Genomic DNA, 17803 nt, shown 5'->3' on the forward strand with positions numbered 1-17803 from the left:
TCAGGTTCGGCTGGATGACGTTCAAATCAGTGCCACGCCGGCATCGCGCATCCGGCCCAGCATCCTCTCCACGGAGCCGTTGAGATCGATGCCGCGGCAGGCGTCGAGCCGCACGGACGTCTCAAAACCGAGCTTGACCGCGTCGAGCGCCGAAAAGGCGACGCAGAAATCCGTCGCTAGGCCGACCAGGGTCAGCGTCTCGATGTTCCGATCCCGAAGATAGCCGGCAAGGCCGGTCGGCGTCGTCCGGTCGTTCTCGAAGAATGCCGAATAGCTGTCGATCGCAGGACGGAACCCTTTGCGGATCACCAGCTCGGCCTTGCTCCAGGCGAGGCCCGAATGGAAATCCGATCCCAGGCTGCCCTGGATGCAGTGATCCGGCCACAGCGTCTGGTGGCCATAAGGCACATCGATCGTTTCGAACGGTTGCTTGCCGGGGTGGCTGGAGGCAAAGCTGGAATGGCCGGCAGGGTGCCAGTCCTGCGTCAGCAGGACGTGCTCGGTCCGCCGGATCAGGTCGTTGACCAACGGCACGATTTCGTCGCCGCCAGCCACTTCCAGGGCGCCACCCGGGCAGAAATCGTTCTGCAGGTCGATGACGACAAGCGCTTCGTCGGCCATGGAGCCTCCTTATTTTCTTGGTCTTGAGCTTAGGCTCCAATGAAAACGCGACCGGACGCAGAAACTTGACCAGATGGCCGGCTGCGTCAACCTCTCACGGCATAACAAATGCGTTCCGGGCGCACCGGTGCCCATAGCCGTGCAAACTCTGGCTTTGACAATTCCTGCCGGCTTGATATCATTTGCATACGAATGAATTTCCTGCCTTGCATGCTCGGGAAAATCTTTCGGCAGGATCCCCTCTCGGGAAGTCCATTCTGGGAAGGCAAAGCGTGATCCGTTACGCAAAACCCACCACGGTCGACGACGCCCTCGCTTTGCTGGGCGAAGGACAATGGCGCATCCTCGCCGGCGGCACCGACTTCTATCCGGCACAGGGCAGCAAGCCTTTCCGCGACAATGTCCTCGACATCAATGGCTTGGCGGCATTGCGCGGCATTGCCGAAGCCGAGAACCATTGGCTCGTTGGCGCGCGCACCACCTGGACCGATCTCGTCCGCCATCCGCTGCCGGCGGCTTTCGACGCGCTGAAGCAGGCGGCGCGGGAAGTCGGCTCGGTGCAGATCCAGAACGTTGCCTCGATTGCCGGCAATCTTTGCAATGCCTCGCCGGCCGCCGACGGCGTGCCGGCGCTGCTGGTGCTCGACGCCGAGGTCGAACTGCGTTCCTCGGTGGCGACCCGGCATCTGCCCCTTGCAGAATTCATCCTCGGCAACCGTCGCACCGCTCTGCAGCCCGGCGAAATGGTCACGGCAATCCGCATTCCCAAACCCGCGACCGCCGGCAGCTCCGCCTTCGTGAAGCTTGGCGCACGGCGTTATCTCGTCATCTCCATCGCCATGGCCGCCGCACGCCTGGCCATCGAAGATGGCATCGTCAGGAACGCGGTCGTCGCCGTCGGGTCCTGCTCGGTCGTCGCCAGGCGCTTGGCGGGCGTCGAGGCGGCGCTGCGCGGCCGTCCGGTCGGCCCCGCGCTGGCCACTGCCATCCAATCCGCGCCAATGGACGATCTGTCGCCGATCGGCGACGTGCGCGGCAGCGCCGAATACCGGCTGGATGCGGCGCGCGAGATCGTCGTCCGCGCCGTGCTTGGTGCGATGGGCGCTATTCCCGGCGAAAGGGCGGCGGCCTGATGGGCATGGAGCGAGCCAACATCGCCTTCGAGGTCAACGGCGCCGCCGTCAGCGTTTGCGTACCGCCGGTGCGACGGCTGTCCGCGGTGCTGCGCGACGAGCTGCGGCTGACCGGCACCAAGATCGGCTGCGATGCCGGCGATTGCGGCGCCTGCACGGTGCTGGTCGACGGCGAGCCGGTCTGCGCCTGCCTGACGCCGGCGGCTTCCGCCTCCGGCACCGTGGTAACGACCGTCGAAGGTCTCGCCAACGGCAGGCTGTCGGCGCTGCAGGCCTCGTTCCTCAGCCATGGCGCAGCACAGTGCGGCGCCTGCACGCCCGGCCTGCTGGTCGCCGCAACGGCACTCCTGGACAGGACGCCTTACCCGACCGAGGCCGAAACGCAGGATGCACTGGGCGGTGTTCTCTGCCGCTGCACTGGTTACCGCAAGATCGTCGCCGCGGTGATGGATGCTTCGCGCCATGCCGACGGTCTCGATCCGCGCCTGCCACGATCCGGCCATGCCGTGGGCTCCTCTCCGATCCGCCTCGATGGCGTGCCGAAAGTCACCGGCGTCGAGAAATTCGGCGGCGATTCCTTCCCCACGGATGCACTGTCAGTGCTGGTCGTCCGCTCGCCGCATTATCATGCCGCTTTCACTTTTGGCGATCTCGGCAGCTGGGTGAAATCCTGTCCCGGCATTGCCGGCGTCTTTACCGCCGCCGATATCCCGGGAAAGAATTGTTTCGGCGTCATTGCCCCCTTCGCCGACCAGCCGGCGCTTGCCGAAGGATTTTCGCGCTTTCGCGGCGAGGCGGTGGCCCTGGTTGCCGGCGAACGCGAGGCTATCCTCGATCTCGACCTTGCCGATTTTCCTGTCAGTTGGACCGAATTGCCGCATTGTCTGGACCCTTGCGAAGCACAGGCCAGCGGCGCGCCACTGGTCCATGAAAACCGGCCCTCGAACTTGCTCACCTCCGGCTTCGTCGAGCGTGGCGACCCCGAGGCCGCCCTTGCCGGTGCGGCTTTCGTCGTTTCCGGCGCCATCGACACCTCCTATGTCGAGCATGCCTATATCGAACCGGAAGCCGGCTATGCCTTCATGGACGGCGATACGCTGGTCGTCGTCGCCTGCACGCAGGCCCCCTATATGGACCGCGACGACACGGCAAAAGTGCTCGGCCTTGCCCCGGAAAAGGTGCGCATCGTGCCGACCGCCACCGGCGGCGGCTTCGGCTCCAAGCTCGATGTCTCGCTGCAACCGCTCATCGGCCTCGTCGCCATGAAAACCGGCCGGTCGGCGGCACTCGCCTATACCCGCACCGAATCGATGATCTCGACCACCAAGCGCCATCCCGCTCGGATGAGAGCGAGCATCGGCGCCGATGCCGACGGCCGCGTCACCGGCATGGTCTTCGCCGGCGATTTCAACACCGGCGCCTATGCCAGCTGGGGGCCGACGGTCGCCAACCGCGTGCCGGTGCACGCCTCCGGCCCCTATGCGACGCCGAACTATCGCGCCGAAGGCCGCGCCATCCACACCAATGGCCCGATTGCCGGCGCCTTTCGCGGTTTCGGCGTGCCGCAGGCGACGATCATGCAGGAGACCCTCTATGACGAGTTGGCCGACAAGCTAGGCATGGACCGGCTCGACTTTCGCCTGAAGAACTGCCTTCGGAACGGATCCGAAACAGTTACCGGGCAGCGGCTCGAGTCAGGCGTCGGCATCGCCGACTGCCTGGAGGCCCTCCGCTCACATTGGCGGCGTGCCCTTCGTGATGCCGAAGCGTTCAATGCCGGTAGCAGCATCAAAAAACGCGGCGTCGGCGTGGCCTCTTGCTGGTACGGCTGCGGCAACACCTCGCTGCCCAATCCGTCGACCGTCAAGGTCGGCATCTCGGTATCGGGTGAAGTCGTCCTGCATCAGGGGGCGGTCGATATCGGGCAAGGTTCGAACACTGTCATCGCGCAGATCTGCGCCGACGCGTTGGGGCTTCCGCTTGAAAAGCTCCGGCTGAAAGGCGCCGACACGGCGATCACCCCCGACGCCGGCAAGACATCGGCCTCGCGCCAGACCTTCGTCACCGGCAAGGCCGCCGAAAAGGCCGGCCGCGCCTTGCGCGATGAGATCTTGCGTTTCGCCAATGTCTCGGAAAAGGCGGCGATTGCGCTGGACGGCACAAGTCTGAGCATCGGGGAAGGCGAAGCGACGCGCCGCATCGATCTTTCCTCGCTGAAGGCAGACGCCGAAGGATTCGTCTTCCGGGCCGAGGAAAGCTACGACCCGCCGACGCAGCCGCTCGATGCAAAAGGTCAGGGCAAGCCTTACGCCGTCTATGGCTATGGCGCCCAGATCGCCGAACTGGAGGTCGACCTCAGGCTCGGCACCGTGAAGCTGATAAAAATCACCGCCGCGCACGATGTCGGCAAGGCCATCAATCCCTTGCTTGCCGAAGGCCAAATCGAGGGTGGCATCGCCCAGGGCATCGGCATGGCGCTGATGGAAGAATACATCCCTGGCCGCACCGAAAACCTGCACGACTATCTGATCCCGACGATCGGCGACGTGCCGCCGATCGAGACCATCTTGATAGAAGTTCCGGATCCGGAAGGACCCTTCGGCGCCAAGGGTTTGGGCGAGCATGTGCTGATCCCGACGGCGCCGGCGATCCTCAACGCCATACGCCATGCCGCCGGTGTGGTGGTCACCAAGATTCCGGCGACTCCGACCCGCATCCGCGCCGCCATCCTCGACAAGGAGGCGCGCCGATGAGCGAGCTTGCCGAACGCTTCGAGACACACGATCCCGGCGAGAAGCTGGTGGCGGAGAAGATCCGGTGCGATGCCTGTCCGGTCATGTGCTACATCGCCGATGGCCGCACCGGCGCCTGCGATCGCTACGGCAATGTTGGCGGCAGGATCGTGCGGATGGATCCGCTGACCATCCTCGACCACGCGGCCGAGACAGGCGGCGCGGTCGTGCCCTTTGCCGAGGAAGGCAAGGGCTGGGACGGCGAACTGGTCAACACCGGCCGCCGCTTCGTCACCGCGATCGGCGCCGGCACCACCTATCCCGACTACAAGCCGGCGCCCTTCATCGTCAGCCAGGAGGTCGAGGGCGTCGATCTGGTCACCGTCGTCACCGAGGGCATCTTCTCCTATTGCGGCGTCAAGGTGAAGATCGACACCGACCGTCATATCGGCCCCGAAACGGCAACGGTCCGTGCCGAAGGCGAGGCGATCGGCCATGTCACCACCGGCGAATACGGCTCGCAGATGCTGTCGCTGGGCGGCGTGCATCATTTGACCGGCGGCTCAAAGGCTGAAGGGCGCGCCACCTGTGATGCCATGCTCAGGCTGTGCAACCGCAAGCCGGTCGAGCTCGTCATCGACGGCGGCGCCACCGTCATCGTCGAAGCCGGCAAACCGCCTGTCATCGACGGCAAACTTGAGCAGCGCATGCGCGTCGGCTGCGGTTCGGCCACCATAGGCATGTTCGCCACCCAGTGGCGCGGCCTTGTCGACGAGGTGGTGGTGGTCGACGACCACATCACCGGCGTCGTCTCCGAGCATCAGGCGGGCAAGGTGCTTGGCTGGCAGGATACCGGCATCAAGATCATCGGCCGCCGTTCGACGCCGGGCCGCTATTTCAAGGTGTCGGAGCCCGGCCTCGGCTGGGGCGGCACCAATATCTCCGACCCGCTGTCGATCCTTGGTGAATGGAGCGCCAAAAAGGGTGCGCGCCCCGGCATGTCGCTGCTGATGGTCTCGACCACCGGTGAGCAATTCGCCTATTACGAGCTCGACGACGAATTGAAGCCGGTGCAGAAACCGTTCCCGGAGCGGCTGCGGAAGTCGGTTGAACTGATCGAGGACAATTGCGAGCCGGCGCTCTGCACCGTGCTTTTCGTCGGCGGCGCCGGCGGCTCGCTGCGCGCCGGCGTCACCGAGAACCCGGTCAATCTGACCCGCTCGGTGCAGGGCCTCAAGACCTATGTGACGGTCGGCGGCGCGCCGGTCTATGTCTGGCCGGGCGGCGGCATCACGCTGATGGTCGACGTCATCCGCGTGCCGGAAGGCGCCTTCGGCTATGTCCCGACGCCGGCGCTGGTGGCGCCCATCGAATTCACCATGCGCCGCGACGATTATGTCAGGCTCGGCGGCTATGAAGCCGAAATCCGCAGCGTCGACGATATCCTGGCCAAGGGCGGCGAGTATCTCAACCCGCGCCGCGGCAAGGCCGCACCTCGCGACAATCCCTGGCCGCCGCTGGTGCAGCTGCGGCGCGCGACGACAAATGGGGCAGGGTGATGAACGGCCCGCAGGCGCATTGGCTCGAGGACGGCCGAAGGCTTCACCTCAATCATGGGCCGATCGATCTGATCGTCGAGGCCTTCGGCGAGGCGAGCGAATGCCGCGCCGCCTATCATCAGGCGGCAACGCGCTTCCAGACAATCCTGCCCGAACTGGTCGAAGAGTTGCCCGAACTGCGTCGCCAGGCGCCGCTGCGTCCTCGCATGTTTGTCGGCCCGACGGCACGTCGCATGGAAGCGGCGGTCGTTCCGCTAGCGAAACAATTCATCACGCCGATGGCGGCCGTCGCCGGCTCGGTAGCCGACGAAGTGCTTGGCGTTCTGCTCGCCGGCCGCCGGCTCGAGCGCGCCTATGTCAACAATGGCGGCGACAGCGCGATCCATCTCGGCCACGGCCAGTCGATGACGCTTGCCATTGCCGGAACAGGTCACGGACTGGCAGACCGTCTCACGATCCGCGCCGAAGACGGGATCCGCGGCGTCGCAACAAGCGGCTGGCGCGGCCGGTCCTTTTCGCTGGGCATCGCCGACGCCGTCACCGTGCTGGCGCGGACGGGTGCTGAAGCCGACGCCGCCGCGACCTTGATCGCCAACGCCGTCGATCTGCCCGGTCATCCCGCCGTTACGCGCGTACGGGCGCGCGATCTCGCCCCGGACAGCGATCTGGGCGACCGACAGGTGACGCAAGACGTAGGGCCACTGTCCGCCGTCGAAATCGCTACCGCGTTGGACAGCGGGCTTGCCGTGGCGGAAGACTTTCGGCGGCGCGGCCTGATTGCCGCCGCGGCGCTTTTCCTCGACGGTCAGGCGCGCATCGCAGGTCCGATGGCGCTCGCCAATAAAGTTTTAGAGAGGGAAATTGCCCATGCCTGAGTTTCCGATCCGCAAGATCGCCGTGCTGACCGAAGAGATTTTTCACGAAGGCGGGCCGGTGGCGAAGGTGCCGCGGCGCCGCGCCGCGGCCATGGCCGTGGTGAAGAACCCGTTCGCCGGCCGTTACGTCGAGGAACTGCAGAGCGCGATGGAGGATTTGAAGCCGCTCGGGCTGCTGCTCTCCGACAGGCTCATTGCCGCATTGGGCGGCGACGTGAAACAGATCGACGGTTATGGCAAGGGTGCCATCGTCGGCGCGGCGGGCGAGCTGGAGCATGGCGCGCTGTGGCATGTGCCGGGCGGCTATGCCATGCGCGAACGGCTTGGCGACGCCAAGTCGATCGTGCCGTCGTCGAAGAAGGTCGGCGGCTTCGGCGCGCGGCTCGATGTGCCGCTCGGCCACATCAACGCGGCCTATGTGCGCAGCCATTTCGATGCCATGGAAATCGGCATCAGCGATGGCCCGCGTCCCGACGAGATCCTGTTTTGCCTCGCAATGACCTGCGGCCCGCGCGTGCATGACCGCATGGGCGGGCTGGCTGCCAAGGACATCAAGGCATGGGATGGGCTGAGGTGAGCGCCGAAGACAATCTGCTCAAGCTGGTCGAGGCCGAGGAACCTGACGAAAACGACTATCGCTTGCAGGAGCAGGTCGGCTTTATCCTGCGCAAGGCGCACCAGCGCCATGTCTCGATCTTCGCCGCACACATCGCCGATCTGACGCCGCCGCAATTTGCCGCCCTGGCCAAATTGCGCGACGTCGGCGAGACCTCGCAGAACCAGCTTGGCAGCCTGATCGCCATGGATGCGGCGACGGTGAAAGGTGTCATCGACCGGCTGAAAGCGCGAGGCTTTGTCGAACTTAGCAAACACGAAGTCGACAAACGGCGCCTGCTGGTCAATCTGACGGCCGAGGGGCGCGACTCGATCGAGCGGCTGATTCCGCTTGCCCGCGAGATTACGCAGGAAACGCTGGCACCGCTTTCCGCCAAGGAGGCTGCCATTTTCATGAAGCTGCTGGCCAAGCTGGCTTGAGCTGCCACCTGCCGAGCGTTTAGTTGTTACTCCTGCCGGGCGCTGAACGCCCGGCAGGAAAGCCTCGTCTCAGAGGCCGTTGTCCTTCAGGATCTGGGCAGCATTTTCCTTGGTGATCTTCTGCGTCGGCAGGATGATGGTCTTTTCCACCTTCTCGCCGTTCAGGAACTTGATCGCCTGCCGCAGCCCTTCGGCGCCCGGCGTCACATAAGTGAACGTCGCCGTCAGCTCGCCATTGGCGACGAGTTGCACGCCTTCATTGGGCAGGCCGTCGATGCCGATGAACTTGATGTCCTTCTCACGTCCGGCGTCCTTGGCGGCAAGATAGGCGCCATAGGCCATTGGATCATTGTGGCCGTAGACGAGATCGATCTTTTCGTTGTTGCGCAGCGCCGTGGCCATGATGTTGTAGGCCTGGTCCTGCTTCCAGTCGCCCGACTGCTGGTCGAGCAGGTTCTTGATACCCGGCTCCTTGTCGGTGAATTCATGGAAGCCGTCATGGCGGTCATGCGCCGGCTGGGTGCCCATGCCGCCCCAGATTTCGACGACGTTGCCGGCGGCCTTGCCCTTGCCGCCAAGCAGCTCGACGGCATATTCACCGGCAGCCCGGCCGATCAGCTTGTTGTCGCCGCCGACGAACTGCGTGTAGTCGTTGGTTTCGACGTTGCGGTCGAGCACGAAGACCGGGATCTTGGCATCGATCGCCTGCTGCACGACGCCGGTCAGGCCGGCGGACTCTTTCGGCGACACCAAGAGCGCATCGACCTCCTGACGGATCAGGTTTTCGACATCGGCGACCTGCTTCTCGGTCTTGTCCTCGCCGTCGGTTACGATCAGCTCGACTTCCGGATGCTTGGCCGCTTCGGCCAGGATGTCCTTGTTGAACTGGGCACGCCAGGGTTCGATGGTCGTAACCTGCGAGAAGCCGATTTTCCATTTCTTGTCCTGCGCGTGGGCACCGCTGGCAAGCATCGCGGTCGTGGTCAGGAGTGCCGCTGTCAGCGCGGCAAGCTTCAACAATTCACGTCGTTTCATTTCTTGTTTCCTCCAATATTCAGAGACGCGGTCTCTTGCGACGGCCGCTTTGCCGCGGCCGTTTCCTTGTGCGCTTGCCCACCGGGCAATCGCAGATAGAAGAGAAGATCGCCGGCATTGCGCTCCTGTACGAGCACGGTACCGATGATGATCATCCCCTTCAGCACCAGCTGAAGGTTCGAATTGATGTTGTGCAGCTGCAGGATGTTAGAGAGCAGCCCGAAGATCAGCACGCCGCAGAACGTCCCGGTGAGGCTGCCGCGTCCGCCCATCAGGCTGGTGCCGCCGATGACCACGGCGGCGATCGCGTCGAGTTCCAGCCCGGCGCCGGCGTCCGGCTTGCCTTGCCGGTATTGCGCGACATAGAGCACCGCCGCGATGCCGGCCAGCAGCCCCGAAACCGCGTAGGTGGCGATCTTGACGCGGCCGGCGGCGATGCCGGACAGCCGGGCCGCTTCCTCATTGCCGCCGATGGCATAGACATAGCGGCCAAACGGCGTGAAGCGCAGCACGGCGCCGTAGATCAGGATCGCGCCGAGGAAGAACAGGCCCGGCATCGGAATCACGCCGAACACCAGCGAGCGCAGCATTTCGAAATCGGCGGTGGCATTCGAGCCGGTGTAGACCGGCAGCACCGCATTGTTTTGGCCGGCTGTCAGCCGGGCGATGCCGAGCGCAGTGACCATCATCGCCAGCGTCACGATGAAGGGCTGCAGCCGTCCGGCGACGATGATGAAGCCGTTGAGCGCGCCGAACAGCAGGCCGACGCAAGGCGCCACCAGCAGCACGCCGAGCACGCCGAATTTTGAGCCTACCTGCGGCAGCAGGAACCACAGCACCAGACTGCACAGGATCACCCCGACAATGCCGGGGGTAACCAGCCCACGAACGCTATCCAACCTGATGTCGTGCGTGGCCTGCGCGCCGGCGCGGGATTTTTCGATGTTCAGCAGGATGAAACGGGTGACGAGAATGCCGAGGCAAAGGGCTGCCACAGCAACTGTCGGCACCCCCAGCACCACCGCCGGCGTCACGCCGGGGACCGTCAGCAGCATGGCACAGACTACCGTGCAGATCGCCATCAGCGAGCCGACGGAAAGGTCGATACCGCCAGTGATGATTACCGCCGTCATGCCAGTGGCAATCAGCCCCGTGGTCGACACCTGGCGCAGCACATCGAGCAGGTTGCCGTAGGACAGGAAGATGTTGTTGCCCTTGGAGCTGATCGGCGAGCCAAGCACGCCGATCAGGAAGATTGCGATCAGGCCCCAATAGAGCTTCGTCCGGGACAGGATATGCAAAATGCTCATGCAGCAGGCCTCGTCATGGTCCGTCGCGGCGCTGCAAGCCGCATGATGGCCTCCTCGCTGGCTTGCGCGCGGGACAGGATTCCCGTCTGGCGGCCATCGGCCATGACCAGGATACGGTCGGAAAGATGCAGCAGCTCCGGCAATTCCGAGCTGATGACGGCGATCGCCAGCCCGTCTCGCGCCAGCTTGAAGATGAGATCGTAGATTTCCCGCTTGGCGCCGACATCGATGCCGCGCGTCGGCTCGTCGAGCAGCAGCACCCGTGGCCTCGTCGCCAGCCATTTGCCGATGACGACCTTCTGCTGGTTGCCGCCGGACAGCGTGCCGGCCGGCTGCTCGACGGTTTCGCAGCGAATACCGAGCGCCTTGACGGCGTCCCGTGCCAGCCCTTGCTCGCCGGCCAGCGAGCGCAGGCCGAACCGCGCCAGCGCGCCGACCAGCGGCAGCGCGACATTGTCGGTGATCGAGGCCTCGAGATGCAGGCCTTGCGTCTTGCGGTCTTCTGTGACCAGGGCGATGCCGAGCCGGCGCGCATCGCGCGGCGAACGGATTTCTACTGCCTCGCCATCGAGCCTGATCTCACCGCCAGCACGTCCTCCGCTGGACCCGAAGATCGTTTCCAGGATTTCGGTACGGCCCGAGCCCAGCAGCCCGCCGATACCGAGGATTTCTCCTGCGGCAAGATCGAAGCTGACGCCGTCGAGCACGGTGCGCCAGCCATGGCGATTGGGCTTCGATAGCGACAGCTCGCTTACGGAAAGGATGGTGTTGCCACCGGGGATGCGGTGCTCCTGGGAGGAAGCAAGCAGGTTTCGCCCGACCATCGCCGAAATTATGGCGTCTTCGTCGAGCTTGTCCATCGTCTGCGTCAGGACGTGGCGTCCATCGCGAAACACGGTGACCCGGCTGGCCAGATGCATGACCTCGTCGATGCGGTGCGAAATGTAGACGATCGCCACGCCGCTATCGGCGAGCTGGCGGATGATGCGGAACAGCCGCTGGCATTCGGCTGGCGACAGCGCCGAGGTCGGCTCGTCCATGATCAGAATGCGCGCCGACATAGACAGCGCCTTGGCGATCTCGACCAACTGCTGTTCGCCGACGCGCAAGGCACCGACGCGCGCATCCGGGTCGAGCTCGATGCCGAGCCTTTGCAAGAGCGCGCCGGCAGCGCGGCTGCTCGCCTTGCGGTCGACAATCAGCCCGGCGATCAGCTTCTCGCGGCCGAGAAAGATATTGTCCGCGACGCTGAGTTCGGGAACGAGGTTCAGCTCCTGGTGGATGATGGCGATGCCGGCGCGCTCGGCTTCGCGGACGCCGGCAAAGCGCACCGGATGGCCATCGATACTGACCGTTCCGTTATAGTCCGTATAGACGCCGGATAGTATCTTCATCAGCGTCGACTTGCCGGCGCCGTTCTCGCCCATCAGCGCATGGACCTCGCCGCGCCGCAGTTCGAAGCCGACATCGACAAGCGCGGCGATGCCGCCGAAGGACTTGGAGATGTGCTCGGCGCTCAGCACGATAGCCGAGCCGTCCGCCATAACGCCTTCCGCAGGGATGGAATTGCCGTGCTGCATGACAAGGACGGCCTCCCTCCGTCGTCACCGAACGCCTCAAACGCTAATCTAAACGTTTCGATCATGTCAAGCCAATATCTGGTGTCGAAGATTGTTCCATTTCAATTCTTGCGCAAAACCATAAGATTCCGTACGTATTGCTGCCGCGGAGTGGTGAAACGTTTCGAAAATGACAGCGTCAGGACGAAAAAAGCAGCGCAAATCCACTGCACCGACCATGCTTCACGTGGCCGAAGCGGCGCGTGTTTCCGTGGCCACCGTATCGGCGTTGATCAACGGCACCGCGACCGTCAGCCCCGAGCTCAGCCAGCGCATCGAACAGGCGATCCGCGACATCGGTTACAAGCGCAACGCCATCGCCCGCAGCCTCAAGATGGGCACCACACGCACCATCGGGCTCACCGTCCCACACATCACCAACCCGTTCTTTACCGACGTGGTTTCGGTGATCCAGCAGGCTTTCGACAGGGCCGGCTACGCCGTCATGCTGTGCTGCACCGACGAGCACCTGAACACGCAGGACGACCAGATCAGGCTGCTGCTCGACCGGATGGTCGACGGGCTGATCGTCGCGCGTGTCGGCGACGGCGCGATCCTCAAACGGATTGTCGACGACGCCAATGTGCCGGTCGTGCTACTCGACCGTGTTTGCCAGGGTGTCGACACCGATGCCGTCGTTCTCGACAATCAGCGCGCGGTGTTCGACGCCATCACTTATCTGATCGATCTCGGCCATCGGCGCATCGGCTACATCTCCGGCTCGTTCGATATCTCGCCGATGCATGACCGCATGGCGGGATACCGGGAAGCCCTCCAGACCGCGGGCCTGCCGGCCGAGCCCGAGCTCGTCCGCTTCGGCAATTTCCACGAAGTCGATGGCTACAACGCCACCATGCAGCTGCTTTCGCTGCACGACCGGCCGAGCGCCATCTTTTCGGCCAACAACCCGATGGTGATCGGCACGATGAAGGCCATCCGCGATATCGGCCTGTCCTGTCCGGAGGATATTTCGGTCGCCTGCTTCGACGATTTTCCGTGGTCGGATGTGTTCCGGCCGCAATTGACCACGGTCGCACAGCCGGTGCAGGCGATTGGCGAACAGGCGGCCAATCTGCTGCTCGACCGGCTCGCCGGCAACAGGGATGCGCCGCCGCGCAAGCTGACGCTCAAGGGACGCCTGATGATCCGCAATTCATGCCGGCCACTTGGCGCGATCGCACAAAGCGTCAGCGCGTAGCGCTTGGGCTCTGTTCAGAAACGTTGTAATGCCGGACGGACAGCGCTCCCTCTGTCCTGCCGACCCCGGCCCTTTCGCAGCCGCTACGGGCGTTCGTCGTTCGAAAACCGAGCAATTGAAGGACGCGGCGCTGATCGAGCCAAGTGGCCAACAATCAGCCCGCCGACAAGCAGGAAAATCTTGGCAATCGAAGCATGTCGGATTAGGAATATGACGAGATGCGGCTGATCGCTCACACGGGCGCCGGCTTGAGTCATGCGCGTGAAATCGATCCTAATCGGGCTGGTACTTGCTGGGATGGTCGCATTCTTCGGCTGCACCACCGGCGGCGCATTGAAGACTTTCCCCTCGGCCTATGGCGGCCTCACCGACGCCGGTTTTCGCGTTCCGCCGGTTCCGATCTACAAGGTTGACCAAAAGTTCTTTCGGCAGACAGTGCCTTATGCGACTGAAGAGGCGCCTGGCACCATCATTGTCGATACAGGAGCGAAGTTCCTCTACTACGTGTTGGGAGACGGTCAGGCGCTGCGCTACGGAATCGGCGTTGGCAAGGCGGGCTTCGAGTGGCATGGCACTGCTCACGTTGCGAGGAAGCGCGAATGGCCGGATTGGAGCGCGCCGTCTGCGATGATCGTGCGCGAGCAGAAGCGGGGCCGCATCATACCGGCTCATATGGAGGGCGGACTCATGAACCCGCTCGGGGCGCGGGCGCTCTATCTTTTCAACGAGAAAGGTGACACTGGATATCGCCTGCACGGTAGCCCTGAATGGTGGTCCATCGGCAAAGCTGTGTCGGCGGGCTGCATTCGCCTCATGAACCAGGACATCATCGATCTCTACAACCGCTCCACAATCGGCACCAAGGTGATCGTCATTTAGTAGACGCCGCGTTTCCGTCTAACAGACGAGCATGACGGATCGAAAACTCTCCGCGTAAAGCGCGCGAACTGTTCGCGATGTCTTCGCACACCTGTTCGCGATGTTCCCTGCCTAAGGCCGGCCTTGCCCGCAACAGTGCCAAGTGGCGAACCAGCTCTCAGGCAGCTTCCGACAGCGATTTGTGGGCGTCGGTCAGGATCTCGAACGAGCGCACCCGCGCCGCATGGTCGAAAATCTGCGCTGTGACCATCAGTTCGTCGGCGCCGGTGCGGCGCACGAATGCCTCGATGCCTTGCCTGACCGTTTCGGGGGAGCCGACGACGGCGCAGGAAAGCGCCTGGCCGAGCATGGTCTTGGCCATTGGATCGAGGTCGCGCTCATATCCTTCGACCGGCGGCGGCAATCGGCCGGGCCGGCCGGTGCGCAGATTGACGAAGGCCTGCTGCAGCGAGGTGAACAACAGCCGCGCCTCGGCATCGGAAGGAGCAGCGAAGACATTGAGGCCGAGCATCACATAGGGCTTGTCGAGCTGCTCCGAAGGCTGGAAGCGCGAGCGGTAGATCTCCAGCGCATGGTCGAGCTCGGCCGGCGCAAAATGCGAAGCGAAGGCGTAGGGCAGGCCGAGCGTGGCGGCAAGCTGCGCGCCGTAGAGGCTGGAGCCGAGAATCCAGATCGGCACCTTTTCGCCTTCGCCGGGCACCGCGCGGATGCGTTGGCCGTCTTCGGCTGGCTGGAAGTAACCGATCAGCTCGACGACGTCCTGCGGGAAATTGTCGGCGCCAGCGTCGAGGTTGCGGCGCAGCGCCCGTGCCGTGGGCATGTCGGTGCCGGGCGCCCGGCCGAGGCCGAGATCGATGCGGCCGGGATGCAGAGCGTTGAGCGTGCCGAATTGCTCGGCGATGACAAGTGGCGAATGATTGGGCAGCATGACGCCGCCGGCGCCTACGCGTATCGTACGGGTACCTCCGGCCACATGGGCAATGACCACCGAGGTGGCGGCGCTGGCGATGCCTGGCATGTTGTGATGCTCAGCCAGCCAGTAGCGCTTATATCCCAGCCGCTCGGCATGACGGGCGAGATCGAGCGAATTGGCGAGCGACTGCGAAGCATTGCTGCCTTCGACGATCGGCGACAGGTCGAGAACGGAAAGAGCGGTCATCGGCGGGGATTCCTGTGGACCGGACGGATGTAGGAAGCCGTTGCCGGGGCGGCAAATTCAAAATGTTGATCGAGCGCTGTGCGCCTGACGGATGTGCAACCGATGCAAGGTCGTTGATATGCACACCAATCAGTGACGCTTTTGGGCTCTTAAGCCGCTACCTTTTTGGCTCGGAAATCTCTTCATCCTCGATTACCGCCGTGTGCTGCGCCGCGAGGAAATTGCCGAAATGGCTGAGACCGTCGAAATGATCGCAGAATACCTTGATGACGACCAGCAGCGGCACCGCCATCAGCGCGCCGACGAAACCCCATAGCCACGACCAGAAGGCGATGGCGATCAGGATCGCCACGGCGTTGATCTCGAGACGGCGGCCGACCACCGTCGGCGTCACGAACTGGCCTTCGACGACGTCGCATAAGAGGACGAAGGCCGGCGCCAGCAGCGCATAGGAAATCGTGTCGAAGCTGATCAGCGCGATGATCGTGACCAGCGTGATGGTGGTCAGCGCCCCGATATAGGGCAGGAAATTGAGCAAGGCCGCTGCCGCGCCCCAGACCTGCGCGTTGGGCACGCCGAGTGCCCACAGGCCGAGCCCGATGACCACGCCGAGACATGTATTGATGACCGTGACAGTAAGCAGATAGTGCGAGATTTCACGCTCGACGTCATAGACTACGCGCAGCGCCCGCTTCTTTTCGCTTAGACTGGGGAAGGACTGGACGATCTTTTCATAGAACATCGTGCCCGAGGCGAGCAGGAACAGCGACAGGACGAAGACGATGGTGACGCTGGCGCCGGCCGACAGCACATTGCCGGCGGCCTGCGAGAGAATACCCGATGGCGCCATCGCCACCCTCTGAACGCCCGGCTCCTGGGACGTCTGTGTCAGGCCCTCGATCTGGCGCGAAATCTCCACGATCCGTTCGAACGGACGGCGCAGTTGTGCCAGACGTTCGGTAAGCTGCTGGCCGATCGTCGAGGTGTTGTTGATGAGGTCGATGACCGGGCCGCTGAGCAGATATCCCGCGACGGCGACGAGGCAAAACGAAAGCAGCACCAGCAGTGTCGCCGAAATGACATCGGGCATGCCATGCTTGCGCAGGAAGCGAACGATCGGCGTCAGCGTCAGCGCCAGCAGAAAAGCCAGAATGACCGGCATGAAGAAGGCGCGGGCGAAGTAAAGCGCGTAGATCGCCATGAGGATGAAGATGCCGACGAGCAGCGAACGCATCAGATGCGCATCCGCCCGCGCCTCGACGCGCGAATCCGGGCTTTCGGCAGCGCTTGCGCCCGAAGCGGCGGGTTCGGCCTTCATTCTGACCCTCGGCGGCACACCGCGATTGGTGTAGACCGTTGGCGAAAACGCCTCTGCGGCTTCAAGGTTCCGTTAGCCGGCGTCACCGGCAAGGCCGCCTCGCGGCTTTGCTGGTGAATCAGGCAACCGGCGCTGCCGCGGCGACGGCCTTCGCAGTTTCCCGGCGCACGATCGGCGCCACCTTGGTGCCGTAGAGTTCGATAGCCTTCATGACCTTGGCGTGCGGCATGGTGCCGATCGCCATTTGCAGCAGGAAGCGGTCGTTGCCGAATATCCTGTGCTGGGCAATGATCTTGTGCGCCACCTGTTCTGGATTGCCGACGAACAGGGCGCCGTTCGGGCCGCGCGATTGGTCGAAATGAGCCCGCGACGTCGGCCCCCAGCCGCGCTCGCGGCCGATGCGGTTCATCACTTCGGCCTGCGGCCTGTAGAAATCGTCGGCTGCCTGGTCGGCGGTGTCGGCGATGAAGCCGTGCACGTTGAGGCTGGTGGCAAGGCTCGCCGGATCGCTGCCGGCCCGCCTGGCTGCATCCCTGTAGATGTCGAACAGTGGTGCAAACCGCGCCGGTTCGCCGCCGATGATCGCCAGAGCCAGCGGCAACCCGAGTACGCCAGCCCGCGCCGCCGATTGCGGCGTACCACCGATCGCGATCCAGATCGGCAATTTGTCCTGAAAGGGCCGGGGATAGACGCCGCGATCGTTGATCGGCGCGCGCAGACTGCCCGACCAGGTCACCTTGACATGATCACGGATGGCGAGCAGCAGGTCGAGCTTCTCGGCAAAGAGCTCGTCATAGTCTTCGAGATTATAGCCGAACAGCGGAAAGGATTCGATGAACGAGCCGCGCCCGGCCATGATCTCGGCCCGGCCGCCGGACAGAAGATCGAGGGTGGCAAACTGCTGAAAGACGCGCACCGGATCGTCGGAGGACAAAACGGTGACCGCGCTGGTCAGCCTTATGCGCTTGGTTCGTTCGGCAGCCGCCGCCAGCGCCACCACCGGAGCGGAGGCAGCATAGTCGGGACGGTGGTGCTCGCCGAGACCAAAGACGTCCAGCCCGACCTGATCGGCGAGCTCGATCTCCTCGATCAGGTTGCGCAGCCGCTCATGCGCACCGATCGCACCGGGACCCGGTTCCCGGCTGACGTCAGCGAAGGTGTAGAGACCGAGTTCCATAGTGGTGTCATCCTAGCGTTTTGTCTTGGCGCTACAGGTAGCGATCAGTCCGCTGCGCCGCCAGAGGCCTGGATGGTGAACAGTGCGGGTGGCTTTCAGCCGAATTCGATCGAAATGGCGTCTCCCGGTTGCAACAGATCAGAATTTCATGGC

General features: G+C 63.9%; 15 protein-coding genes. 8 read left to right on the forward strand and 7 right to left on the reverse strand.

Annotated elements, in window-relative coordinates:
• Positions 1-21: 21 nt before the first annotated feature.
• Positions 22-621 (reverse strand): bifunctional nicotinamidase/pyrazinamidase, encoded by a 600-nt coding sequence (pncA, locus tag NKH71_RS19755; protein ID WP_023718168.1) that lies wholly within the window; start codon positions 619-621, stop codon positions 22-24.
• Positions 622-893: 272 nt separating this feature from the next.
• Here pncA and NKH71_RS19760 point away from each other — a divergent pair, with 272 nt between their 5' ends.
• From NKH71_RS19760 to NKH71_RS19785, 6 genes are read left to right on the forward strand one after another with little or no spacing between them, the layout of a single operon-like run.
• Entirely contained in the window at positions 894-1754 is an 861-nt protein-coding gene (locus tag NKH71_RS19760; protein WP_352484341.1) for an FAD binding domain-containing protein, read from the forward strand.
• Positions 1754-4507, forward strand: a complete 2754-nt coding sequence (locus tag NKH71_RS19765) for a molybdopterin-dependent oxidoreductase (RefSeq protein WP_352790254.1) — start codon at positions 1754-1756, stop codon at positions 4505-4507. Before NKH71_RS19760 ends, NKH71_RS19765 begins: the two co-directional genes overlap by 1 nt.
• Positions 4504-6045 carry a 6-hydroxynicotinate reductase gene (locus tag NKH71_RS19770; protein ID WP_352484339.1) on the forward strand — a complete coding sequence of 514 codons (1542 nt, stop codon included), beginning with the start codon at positions 4504-4506 and terminating at the stop codon, positions 6043-6045. Before NKH71_RS19765 ends, NKH71_RS19770 begins: the two co-directional genes overlap by 4 nt.
• The gene (locus NKH71_RS19775; RefSeq protein WP_352484338.1) at positions 6045-6920 is read left to right on the forward strand and encodes a UPF0280 family protein; all 876 of its coding nucleotides are present in this window, start codon (positions 6045-6047) and stop codon (positions 6918-6920) included. Before NKH71_RS19770 ends, NKH71_RS19775 begins: the two co-directional genes overlap by 1 nt.
• Positions 6913-7497, forward strand: a complete 585-nt coding sequence (locus tag NKH71_RS19780) for an amino acid synthesis family protein (protein ID WP_023718173.1) — start codon at positions 6913-6915, stop codon at positions 7495-7497. The genes NKH71_RS19775 and NKH71_RS19780 overlap by 8 nt, the downstream gene beginning before the upstream one ends.
• Positions 7494-7955: a MarR family winged helix-turn-helix transcriptional regulator gene (locus NKH71_RS19785; protein WP_352484337.1), complete on the forward strand. Its 462-nt coding sequence runs from the start codon at positions 7494-7496 to the stop codon at positions 7953-7955. Before NKH71_RS19780 ends, NKH71_RS19785 begins: the two co-directional genes overlap by 4 nt.
• 69 nt (positions 7956-8024) lie before the next feature.
• On the opposite strand, the gene NKH71_RS19790 is transcribed toward NKH71_RS19785, so the two are convergent.
• Genes NKH71_RS19790 through NKH71_RS19800 form a run of 3 tightly spaced genes read right to left on the reverse strand, consistent with a single transcriptional unit; the run spans position 8025 to position 11880 of the window.
• Positions 8025-8990, reverse strand: coding sequence for a substrate-binding domain-containing protein (locus tag NKH71_RS19790; protein WP_023718175.1), 966 nt, complete (start codon positions 8988-8990; stop codon positions 8025-8027).
• A complete protein-coding gene (locus NKH71_RS19795) occupies positions 8987-10300 on the reverse strand; it encodes an ABC transporter permease (RefSeq protein ID WP_023718176.1) in 1314 nt (437 codons plus the stop codon). Before NKH71_RS19795 ends, NKH71_RS19790 begins: the two co-directional genes overlap by 4 nt.
• Positions 10297-11880: a sugar ABC transporter ATP-binding protein gene (locus tag NKH71_RS19800; RefSeq protein ID WP_352790260.1), complete on the reverse strand. Its 1584-nt coding sequence runs from the start codon at positions 11878-11880 to the stop codon at positions 10297-10299. The genes NKH71_RS19795 and NKH71_RS19800 overlap by 4 nt, the downstream gene beginning before the upstream one ends.
• A 217-nt stretch (positions 11881-12097) precedes the next feature.
• Here NKH71_RS19800 and NKH71_RS19805 point away from each other — a divergent pair, with 217 nt between their 5' ends.
• Together NKH71_RS19805 and NKH71_RS19810 are read left to right on the forward strand one after the other, a co-directional pair.
• Complete coding sequence (locus NKH71_RS19805) at positions 12098-13117, forward strand: LacI family DNA-binding transcriptional regulator (RefSeq protein ID WP_023718178.1); 1020 nt, start codon at positions 12098-12100, stop codon at positions 13115-13117.
• Between the two features lie 255 nt (positions 13118-13372).
• Positions 13373-13996 carry a L,D-transpeptidase gene (locus tag NKH71_RS19810; RefSeq protein ID WP_352790263.1) on the forward strand — a complete coding sequence of 208 codons (624 nt, stop codon included), beginning with the start codon at positions 13373-13375 and terminating at the stop codon, positions 13994-13996.
• Between the two features lie 157 nt (positions 13997-14153).
• Here NKH71_RS19810 and NKH71_RS19815 read toward each other — a convergent pair whose 3' ends face one another.
• The 3 genes from NKH71_RS19815 to NKH71_RS19825 all read right to left on the reverse strand — a co-directional run bounded on the left by NKH71_RS19815 (position 14154) and on the right by NKH71_RS19825 (position 17650).
• Complete coding sequence (locus NKH71_RS19815) at positions 14154-15155, reverse strand: LLM class flavin-dependent oxidoreductase (protein ID WP_352495038.1); 1002 nt, start codon at positions 15153-15155, stop codon at positions 14154-14156.
• 157 nt (positions 15156-15312) lie between these two features.
• On the reverse strand, positions 15313-16473 hold the full coding sequence (locus tag NKH71_RS19820) for an AI-2E family transporter (protein ID WP_352548080.1): 1161 nt from the start codon (positions 16471-16473) through the stop codon (positions 15313-15315).
• Between the two features lie 118 nt (positions 16474-16591).
• Positions 16592-17650, reverse strand: coding sequence for an LLM class flavin-dependent oxidoreductase (locus NKH71_RS19825; protein WP_352895285.1), 1059 nt, complete (start codon positions 17648-17650; stop codon positions 16592-16594).
• Positions 17651-17803: the final 153 nt, after the last annotated feature.

This window comes from Mesorhizobium sp. M0983, assembly GCF_040318975.1.
GTDB lineage: Bacteria > Pseudomonadota > Alphaproteobacteria > Rhizobiales > Rhizobiaceae > Mesorhizobium.

What these genes read in the sequence shown, in the direction of transcription:
- pncA (WP_023718168.1), bottom strand. Translation starts at nt 621, where the DNA reads ATGGCCGACGAAGCGCTTGTCGTCATCGACCTGCAGAACGATTTCTGC.
- NKH71_RS19765 (WP_352790254.1), top strand. Translation starts at nt 1,754, where the DNA reads ATGGGCATGGAGCGAGCCAACATCGCCTTCGAGGTCAACGGCGCCGCC.
- NKH71_RS19770 (WP_352484339.1), top strand. Translation starts at nt 4,504, where the DNA reads ATGAGCGAGCTTGCCGAACGCTTCGAGACACACGATCCCGGCGAGAAG.
- NKH71_RS19775 (WP_352484338.1), top strand. Translation starts at nt 6,045, where the DNA reads ATGAACGGCCCGCAGGCGCATTGGCTCGAGGACGGCCGAAGGCTTCAC.
- NKH71_RS19780 (WP_023718173.1), top strand. Translation starts at nt 6,913, where the DNA reads ATGCCTGAGTTTCCGATCCGCAAGATCGCCGTGCTGACCGAAGAGATT.
- NKH71_RS19790 (WP_023718175.1), bottom strand. Translation starts at nt 8,990, where the DNA reads ATGAAACGACGTGAATTGTTGAAGCTTGCCGCGCTGACAGCGGCACTC.
- NKH71_RS19795 (WP_023718176.1), bottom strand. Translation starts at nt 10,300, where the DNA reads ATGAGCATTTTGCATATCCTGTCCCGGACGAAGCTCTATTGGGGCCTG.
- NKH71_RS19800 (WP_352790260.1), bottom strand. Translation starts at nt 11,880, where the DNA reads ATGCAGCACGGCAATTCCATCCCTGCGGAAGGCGTTATGGCGGACGGC.
- NKH71_RS19805 (WP_023718178.1), top strand. Translation starts at nt 12,098, where the DNA reads ATGCTTCACGTGGCCGAAGCGGCGCGTGTTTCCGTGGCCACCGTATCG.
- NKH71_RS19810 (WP_352790263.1), top strand. Translation starts at nt 13,373, where the DNA reads ATGCGCGTGAAATCGATCCTAATCGGGCTGGTACTTGCTGGGATGGTC.
- NKH71_RS19815 (WP_352495038.1), bottom strand. Translation starts at nt 15,155, where the DNA reads ATGACCGCTCTTTCCGTTCTCGACCTGTCGCCGATCGTCGAAGGCAGC.
- NKH71_RS19820 (WP_352548080.1), bottom strand. Translation starts at nt 16,473, where the DNA reads ATGAAGGCCGAACCCGCCGCTTCGGGCGCAAGCGCTGCCGAAAGCCCG.
- NKH71_RS19825 (WP_352895285.1), bottom strand. Translation starts at nt 17,650, where the DNA reads ATGGAACTCGGTCTCTACACCTTCGCTGACGTCAGCCGGGAACCGGGT.